Annotated in this window: 4 protein-coding genes; 3 read left to right on the top strand and 1 reads right to left on the bottom strand. The window is 39.4% G+C overall.

Annotated features, from left to right (window positions below; all coding sequences use genetic code 11):
• Both ACO6HM_RS06500 and ACO6HM_RS06495 read left to right on the top strand, forming a co-directional pair.
• The coding region (locus ACO6HM_RS06500; protein WP_485390315.1) for a hypothetical protein at nucleotides 1-535 on the top strand (535 nt) is incomplete at its 5' end.
• Nucleotides 510-3350, top strand: a complete 2841-nt coding sequence (locus ACO6HM_RS06495; protein WP_485390314.1) for a hypothetical protein — start codon at nucleotides 510-512, stop codon at nucleotides 3348-3350. The genes ACO6HM_RS06500 and ACO6HM_RS06495, both read left to right, overlap by 26 nt.
• A gap of 250 nt (nucleotides 3351-3600) precedes the next feature.
• Here ACO6HM_RS06495 and ACO6HM_RS06490 read toward each other — a convergent pair whose 3' ends face one another.
• Nucleotides 3601-5502, bottom strand: coding sequence for a flagellar hook-length control protein FliK (locus ACO6HM_RS06490; RefSeq protein WP_485390313.1), 1902 nt, complete (start codon nucleotides 5500-5502; stop codon nucleotides 3601-3603).
• A 217-nt stretch (nucleotides 5503-5719) separates the two neighbouring features.
• Between ACO6HM_RS06490 and ACO6HM_RS06485 the strand changes: the two genes are divergently transcribed.
• Nucleotides 5720-6493 (top strand): PilZ domain-containing protein, encoded by a 774-nt coding sequence (locus ACO6HM_RS06485; RefSeq protein ID WP_485390312.1) that lies wholly within the window; start codon nucleotides 5720-5722, stop codon nucleotides 6491-6493.
• The last annotated feature ends 29 nt before the right edge of the window (nucleotides 6494-6522 follow it).

Below are 6522 nucleotides of genomic sequence, written 5' to 3'. Positions count from 1 at the left end.
CAGTACGGAGGATATTGCTGAAATTAGTGATACATTATTTCCTGTAAGGGTAGACATGGATATAGAAACATTGTATTCGCATATCAATGTTGGCTTGGCTTTTCCGGCTAATGATTCCGATCAAGACAAGGTATATGTAGTTAGTTTTAGTGTAGATGGTGGGAAAACTTTTAATGACAAAAAGTCTGAATCACACGAATCAGGTTTGTCAGTTGCACCTATAGAGGTTACTGTATCAGGGAAAAAATCAGAGAAACCGAATCCAGGAATAGATCCTGTTCCTGCTAAGAATCCTGCGGTTAGTGAGATAACATTATTACGCCAGTATGAAGAGATGATATCTTTATCTATTATAGGTAAAGATTTGACAGGAGCAAAGTTCAAGGAAAAGGTAACAAATGAGGACGGATCATTAGTTGAAGGATACAAGGCTGCTAAATGGGGCAAGGCCCTTGATACCGGAATCTCTCAGGTATTCTATCTTCCAACGAATGACACTGATAAAGAAATTGTTTATAATATATATCAGCATTGACGGCGGTAAGACCTTTCTTGATGACAAGGTTGTGACCGTAAAATTACCTGGGAAAGAACCTGTTTCAAATAATCAGGTGACTAAAATAAGAAAGACGGAGCACTCATTTGATCCAGATGGTGGAAGTTTAACAATTACAGTTACTACAAAAGAGGATACCACAAAGGATAAGATTAAAACTAAGGTAACCCGTATTTATAACGGTGTTGAAACAGAGGCAACAGATATAAGGCTAAGCATAACCAATGTCCCCGGTAAAAACAATATGTTTATGGTGGCTGTTGTTTTTCCTTCAAATACCCAAAAGAATTCTGTAGAATACAGGATAGCCTTTAATGCAAAGGGTTCTGATACAGAGTTTCAGTCAGAACCGGTGTTTAAGGCTACCGTTGCCGGCACAAGTGAAGATGAAGTACCAGCTATGCGGGTGCTTTCCATCAAAGCATCAAAACCTGTACTTCCTAAGGAAGGCGGAAAGTCCAATATTACCATTAAGGGTGAAAATATTGAAACAAGTAAATTAGAGCCTGAGATTACAAAGACAGTGGGCGAAGAGACTAAGCCTGTTACATTAAATGTAGAAAAAGTAGGAGGAGGAAGTTCTGCTTCATTTACTATTACCTTCCCTCAGACTGAAGGAGATAAGGCTGAGGTTTACAACATAAAAATAGGTGGAAAGAGCACTACTGTTACTGTGGGTGGCAGAATTGTAGGTACTTTACTTGATATACTTCCAAGCAGGGTGTACACCGATAAAGAAAAGAAAGTAATTACAGTATTTTTTGATGAGGATATTTTTGCTGTAGAAAGTGATTATAAAGCACTTAAAAACGGTATTACACTTAAGGCAAGAAAAGACGGAAAAGAAATAGAGCATAAGCTTACAGATGAAGATAAGGTAGTCATAGAGGGAAACAGAATAGTGATTACCCTTGCCACTCCTTTTGACGGAGAAATCAATTCAAAGATTGAAATTGATGAAAGACTTATAAAAGACAGTAAGGGAAATGAAGCAAAGAAGATTTCCTATATTATTGAGATAGCTAAAACCATAGTAAACTCTGCTGAGTTTATAAAGGGTGAGGTACTTACCAATAAAGGTGGAGACGTAGAGGTAAGGCTTGTAGGTGAGGGCTTTATGAAGGAAGTGCTCGGTATGAAAGCACCTGAAAATACACTGGTAAAGGTACTTGAAAATAATAAATCAAAGACTGAGCTCTACGGGATTACAACAAAGCTTGGTAAGAAAGTAAACGATGATAAGATTAAGATAACTACCAATGAAGAGGGGACAGAACAGATAATTTCATTTGCCCTTCCTTCCAATGAGACAGGAAAGACCAAGACCTACTCAGTAATGATATCACTTGACGGAGGTCGTACTTTTACTTCTGCTCAGGCAGTTAACATCCTTGAAAATAGGGCGAAGAGACTGGTAGCCTCAGTTCTTCCTACAGGCGAAAATGACGGCAAGCCAAGTCTTAGCTTTATGTCAATTACCTCTTATGGTACACAGGGTGGTGGAAAAGAAGAGGCAGACATTACCCATACAGAGACTCCTAATGGTCAGGAAAGTAAGAAGACTTGGGTAACTGCCTATGGTGCAAACCTTGACAAGAGCTTAACAAAGATAAGAATAATTGACAGAAATAATATTATCTGGTACCCGCTCCAGAATGAGGGCACTTCAGACAGTACCTCCAACTTCATCATGGTTAGCTCAGACGGAACAGGTATCTTCGGAAGCGGCAATACCCAGATGCTTGAAGTAATAGGTATGAACAATATCCTTACAACAGAAACCTTTACATACCAGCTCGCAGTAGATGGTAAGAACTACGACACAGAAACTGTGGTAACTGTTACAGTTCCTTATGATGGTGGAGCTAAAAACACCAAGAAAGAAATGACTGAAGACTTTATTAGAAATGTAAAAGTAAGTCATGTAACCGACACAGGAAAGGTTCTTGAGGCTGAAACAGTAGTGAGAGGTTATTCATGGTCAAAGCTTAGGTCATTTGGTATCAGAGCTAAGGAGTTTGCTAACTGTAAAGTACTTGGCTATAGGAAGGATGGAAGTGAAGAACTCACCCCTATGACCGGTCTTAATGAAGGGAATGTAGAGAATCTTAAGTCAGTTCAGTTTGTTTATGAGGAAAAAGCACCGGTTGTAGAACCAACCGCACCTGTAATCCCTTCAACGCCAGTAATTCCTATAGCACCTGCTGTAACTGAAAACTTTGTTGAAAATGTAATTAAGCCGGGCACAGAGATAAAGGATATAACAAAAGACGGTACTCCACTTGGTGGAAGTAAGGAGAATACAAACCAGAGCAATTCTAAAAAAATATCCTTTTCTACATCTAAAGAAACTTTCAAAATAAGTAAGGCATTTTTAAAAGCTTTAGATAAGAGTGAAAGAAACATAACAATAGCAGTTAAAAATGGCGAGGTTACATTATCCGGTAATGAGCTTAAAAATACAATAAAAGGCTCATCTTACCTAAAGATTGTTAAAAAGAATAATGCAAAAGAAGTCAAAAAAGCCCTTAAGAGTAAAAAACACACAGGGCTTAAGGCGGCATACGGAAAGAGGCTTTATGAGGTAAAACTTGTAGTAAATGGTAAGAATATCACTAAAACCGCTTCAGGTCTTACCATTTCCCTTAAGGCAGGAAAGATAGAAACAGGAAGTATATATGTGCTTAACCTTAAGTCAGGAAAGAAAATTAAGGCAAAGTATGACAAAAAGACAAAGTCAGTTGTATTTAGAACAATGGAGCTTGGAAAATTTGTGGTAACTTTGAAAAAATAATTAAACCTAAACTATTTGCGATATCACCTTATAGTCACATACAGCAAAATACTTATGCTACTACTCTATGTGGAATGAGAAATGTGACCTATGTAGTGAATAATTGCGGTTAAGAGTGGTTAGAATTAAAGAACCGGCCTGGGACATATCATATCCTAAGCCGGTTCTTTGTTGAGTGTCAAAGGATAATAAATTTTCCTGCAAGCAAGCCTCTCTCGAATTTTTATACTTTTAACACCGTATCACAAAACTACGCCCTCACATCAAAGGTATATCTGCTAAAATTATTGCTTTCAACCTCAGAAGGGATGAAGTCATTAACAGGGTTAAACTCGCCGGACAACAGCCTTTTTTCCTCTTCTTTATCAGTAGTCTTTATGACCTCGCTTTTTGGATTAAATCCCTGCTTTGTAAGCGCACTGTCAAGCTCGAAAAGATTGTCTGTTATAAGCTTTCCTGAGCTGTCATCATTAAGGAAGAACCTTGTAGACACTGTGCCCTCATTTAGCTCGATTCTTATATTCATTCCACCGAGACTCTTCATGTCAAGGTGTAGAAGACAGGATATACCATTTCCTCCTGACACCCTTTTTCTATGCTTATCCGAATAGACATATAAATCTCCGGTTGTGGTCTGACCGTTCATCCTTATAGGAAGTTCCGTAAAATTATACATCTGATTCATTTCATTCATAAAATTCATATTCTGTTTGGTCTGTCCCAAATCGGTAGAAAGCTTGGCAGAGGCCTGCCCCGCTGTGTTGTCAGCCAGAGTCTTAAGCTTGTCTATCTGTTCATCCATCCTCTTGTAGAGATTAAGAACGGCATCCTTTTCAGTTAACTCCTCCGCAGACAGAGTCCAATCAGTATGAACAAGCATCTTAAGAGTCTTGTGGAAATCATCCGACTTAAGAAGCGCCTGCTTAAGCTCAGGAGGAAGATTGGTGTTACTTAGTATATCTTTAATATGATTAGCGGCCTCACTAAGGGTTGCACTTTCAGGGAGAAGCTCGGCAAGCATGTCATTTGCGATAGGAAGTCCCTTTCCTGTTAAGTCAGTTACCTGCTTCATAAGATTATCAAGCTTTGATAGGTCAGCTTCAGGCAGGGTTTTTAAGAGGTCTGACAATTCACTGAGACTTATCTCTCCCTTTATGAGGTTTTGAAGCTTGGCTGCATCCACGTCTATGTCAGCATTTTCAAATAAGGTAAACACTTCAAGGCGTTGTTCTTCATTTAATATGGATGAAATAGGAGTTTCGCTTGTTAATGTGACATTTACAGGTTCTCCATCCTCAGTGATTAAACTAAGGTCAGTCACTGTAGCCCCCTCTCCTGCAAGGTTATCTAAAAGCTCTGCAAGATTTGTAGGGGCTGTGGCAGGAAGGCCAGCCTCGTCATTTGCCACAAGTGAAAGCACCAGCTCATCAGGCTCCTTGCCTATGTTGAATATATCAAGGAGGTCAGAGGCTAACTTTGCCCCACCCTCAACATTTCCATCAGAAAGGAGACCCTCTATCATTCCAAGCATGTCCTTGAAGTTCTGCTCGGTGGCAGCTGCAAGCTCAGTCCTGCCAGTGCTGTACATTTCAAAGAGCTTTGTAGATTCAGGATTTACATCTAAGCCAGCCTTATTCATAAGCACGAGATTAGTCATAGATATTTCAGGGTTTTTGAGGGATTGTTGGAGCATGCCATTTATCATCTGCTTGCTAACGGGGTATTCATTTTTAATGAGGGCCGTGACCAGCTCTTCATTTTTAGGGGAAAATGGCAGACCGGAGGCGTCAAGAGCCTTATACACTACATTTTCAAGGGTAGTCCCTGTCTGCATAGTTTTTAGCATAATATGTCCGTCCTCGCTGTCTACCACCCTAAACTTAGCCCCATCACCAATGGAAAGTTCGGAATTATTATCATACCTGGCTGTCATAGTCTGTCCGTTTTCAAGCTCTAAGGTAAGCTCCCCAGGGGATATGTTGGTCACTTGACCTGACAATACCTGCCCCTTAGACAAGCTGTCAGAATTCACTCCACCTGCAGTGGCGCCTGAAACAGCTACCTTAGAGACTTCACTGCTTTTTGCGACTGATGCCGATTCCCTTCCGCTTGAAACCCCTCCGCTTGGCACTCTTGATATATCTAATGGCATATTTCCTCCGTTATTCCTCCTAACAATTAACTCATATATTTATACTATCGGATAAAACAGGTGATTTCTGTAGTGATACTATTACTGTGGCAAAGGTAGATGATGTAAAACTAAAATGTGGAAAATTCCATAATTAGATAGACAGATAAGGCTTTGATAGTTATAATAACTAGAGAAGAGTCAGTACTTATTATTTGAAAGGAATTAGGTATCGGGCATGGATGCAATCAATACTGGAGTTATTAATATAAATGAACTGCTGCCGGGGGCAATGATAAGCCTGACAGCCAGAAAGGGTGATAAGTCTTACAGGTTTGAAAGCTTTGTTTTAGAGTTTCAAGAGAAGGAAGACCTGGATTATATAAAGACTCTAAAAGGTGACTATGTGATTGTTGAGCCAATAAGAGTAGAAGATAAGATAATCAAGTTTGCTGCTGAGGGAGTCAGTTATTTTTTAATAGGGAATCACAAAGAAAAACCTTATTTATTTGAAAAAGTATTCGTAGACAAGATAAATCTTCCCCTATACGGAACGGCGCATATCATCAGGTCGGAAGTGGAAGGAAAGAGATTCAACAGAAGAGATTACTTTAGGCTATGGCTTGGACAGCACTGTAATATTGCTCTAAGAGGCAGCAAAGCTCAGCACGATGCTATGGTGAAGGACATAAGCAGTACAGGTGTCGGCCTTATCGTTAAAAAGGAGTATGAAGTCAATGTCGGAGATGCCATAGAGATTCAGTTTAATTTTGAAAAATACAATGAGCAAAAAGAAGACTATACCTTTTCACTCCATACCCTTTTGGGGGAAGTAGTAAGGGTGGTTGATAAAAATGAAAAGGCTAACCTGGTAGGTTGTAAGTTAACCGAAGGACAGGAAGAAGTAAGCAAATTTATTGCCCAAAGGCAGAGGGAAAGAAACCGGGTAGGAAGAAAAACAAATGACCTCATAAGTATGTTTGTGGGAAAAGACAACAGTGAAGAGAATTAGTTTAGATTAGAAGTTTGTATATTTTTTTA

It is taken from the genome of Catonella sp. (assembly GCF_057250765.1).
The sequence above is the reverse complement of the archived record's forward strand: the minus strand, read 5'-3'. Positions and strand labels throughout refer to the sequence as shown.

Bases quoted from the DNA above. Each gene is read 5' to 3' on its own strand.
- ACO6HM_RS06490 (WP_485390313.1), bottom strand. From the start codon at position 5,502: ATGCCATTAGATATATCAAGAGTGCCAAGCGGAGGGGTTTCAAGCGGA.
- ACO6HM_RS06485 (WP_485390312.1), top strand. From the start codon at position 5,720: ATGGATGCAATCAATACTGGAGTTATTAATATAAATGAACTGCTGCCG.